Source organism: Pedobacter sp. 05L430, assembly GCF_056397585.1.
The window spans coordinates 1-2,039 of record NZ_JBFTNT010000457.1 but is presented as its reverse complement, the minus strand read 5'-3'; the positions used below and the strand labels follow the sequence as shown (position 1 = coordinate 2,039).

Sequence of the window (2,039 nt, the reverse complement as noted above, 5' to 3'; positions counted from 1 at the left end):
GCTGATAAGCAGGGCTCCAGATCGCAAGGCACAAAGAAATTCAGGGAGAGATCAGAAATATTGCCCCGTCTGGATTTTCAGAATGGACGGGCGATTAAGATCATAGGCTTGTTTTTTGTCATTCTTTCACTATACTTTCTTATAGCTTTTACTTCATACTTATTTACCTGGCAAGAAGATCACAGCTATGTAATTGATGCTAATGGTGGCTGGAGTAATTTGTTTAAAACTTACGAGGAACTGCAGCAGGTAAATATCCCTCCAGTAGTGCAGAACTGGCTTGGCAAGATAGGTGCATTGCTATCTCATCAATTTATTTACGAATGGTTTGGTGTGGCCTCTTTTCTTTTTGTATTTGTATTCTTTGTTATTGGATACCGATTGCTGTTTAAGGTAAAAATATTCGCCCTTGAAAAAACATTGGGTTATAGCCTTTTCTTTTTGCTGTTTATCTCTTTAACTTTCGGGTTTTGCCACGCTTTCTTTTCCAATGCCCCTCATTTTTTAGAAGGTGAGTTTGGCTATTGGACTAACAAACTGCTGACCGCCCAGATTGGGACTGCAGGAGTAGGGGTGCTAATTGCTTTTTTAGGGTTAACGATTTTAATAATTGCCTATAACATAGATTTTAAACTACCCCTGCGTAAACAGGATGGCGGAATTGTTCCTGAAACACCTGATAATATTGAACTGGAAAACGAAATGCCCTCTGAGCCTGTTGAGTTTACACTTAATGATAAACTAGGTAATCAGCGTAAAAAGGAGCAGAATATAGTAGTTACTCCGTCAAGATTTGAAGAAAGGGAAGTTGAAGAGGAAAAACCACCAGTATTTACTCAGGCGGTAAATGTTATGCATCCACCAATTGTGCTTTCGCCATCAGTTGATGAACGACCTAAATCCCCTATTCTGGAGGTTCCCAAGGCAGAGCCAGAATTAACTATTGAAAAAACTGAAGAAGATAAGAAATCAGAAGAGCTTGTTGAACAATTCGGTAATTACGACCCTACGCTAGATCTGGCCAGTTATAAATATCCTCATCTGGACTTATTGGAAAACTATGGTTCTAATAAAATATCTGTTAATGCAGATGAGTTGGAAGCCAATAAGAATAAGATTGTTGAGACCCTAAATCATTATAATATAGAGATTGATAAGATTAAGGCTACAATAGGACCAACGGTTACACTTTATGAAATTATCCCGGCACCTGGTGTCCGTATTTCGAAGATCAAAAATCTGGAGGATGATATTGCTTTAAGTTTAGCTGCTTTGGGTATACGTATTATTGCACCAATGCCTGGTAAAGGTACCATTGGAATTGAGGTGCCTAATATGCACCCGGAAATGGTTTCAATGAGAAGTATTCTGGCTACAGAGAAGTTTCAGCAAACTACAATGGATTTACCTATTGCACTGGGTAAAACCATCTCTAATGAGGTTTATATTGCTGACCTTTCCAAAATGCCTCACTTGCTTGTTGCCGGGGCTACCGGGCAGGGTAAATCGGTAGGTATTAACTCAATTTTGGTGTCGTTACTTTATAAAAAGCACCCTTCGCAACTTAAGTTTGTGTTGGTCGACCCAAAAAAGGTTGAGTTAACCTTATTTAACAAAATTGAGCGTCACTTTTTGGCGAAGCTGCCTGGTGAGGCTGATGCCATTATTACGGATACCAAAAAGGTAATTAATACCTTAAATTCTCTTTGTATTGAAATGGATCAGCGTTATGATCTGTTAAAAGATGCACAGGTTAGGAATTTAAAGGAATACAATGAGAAATTCATTAAAAGGAAATTAAATCCGAATAACTCGCACAGATTTTTGCCATATATAGTGCTGATAGTTGATGAGTTTGCAGATTTGATGATGACCGCTGGTAAAGAGGTAGAGACGCCTATTGCCCGATTGGCGCAACTTGCACGTGCGGTTGGTATTCACCTTGTACTTGCAACCCAGCGTCCTTCAGTAAACATTATTACAGGTACCATAAAAGCCAACTTCCCGGCACGTTTGGCGTTCAGGGTATTGTCTAAGAT

1 protein-coding gene is annotated in these 2,039 nt (G+C 39.2%); it reads left to right on the top strand.

The features are described from left to right. On the top strand, positions 1 to 2,039 hold a 2,039-nt coding region (locus tag AC1DG9_RS26350; RefSeq protein WP_477635604.1), incomplete at both ends, for an FtsK/SpoIIIE family DNA translocase.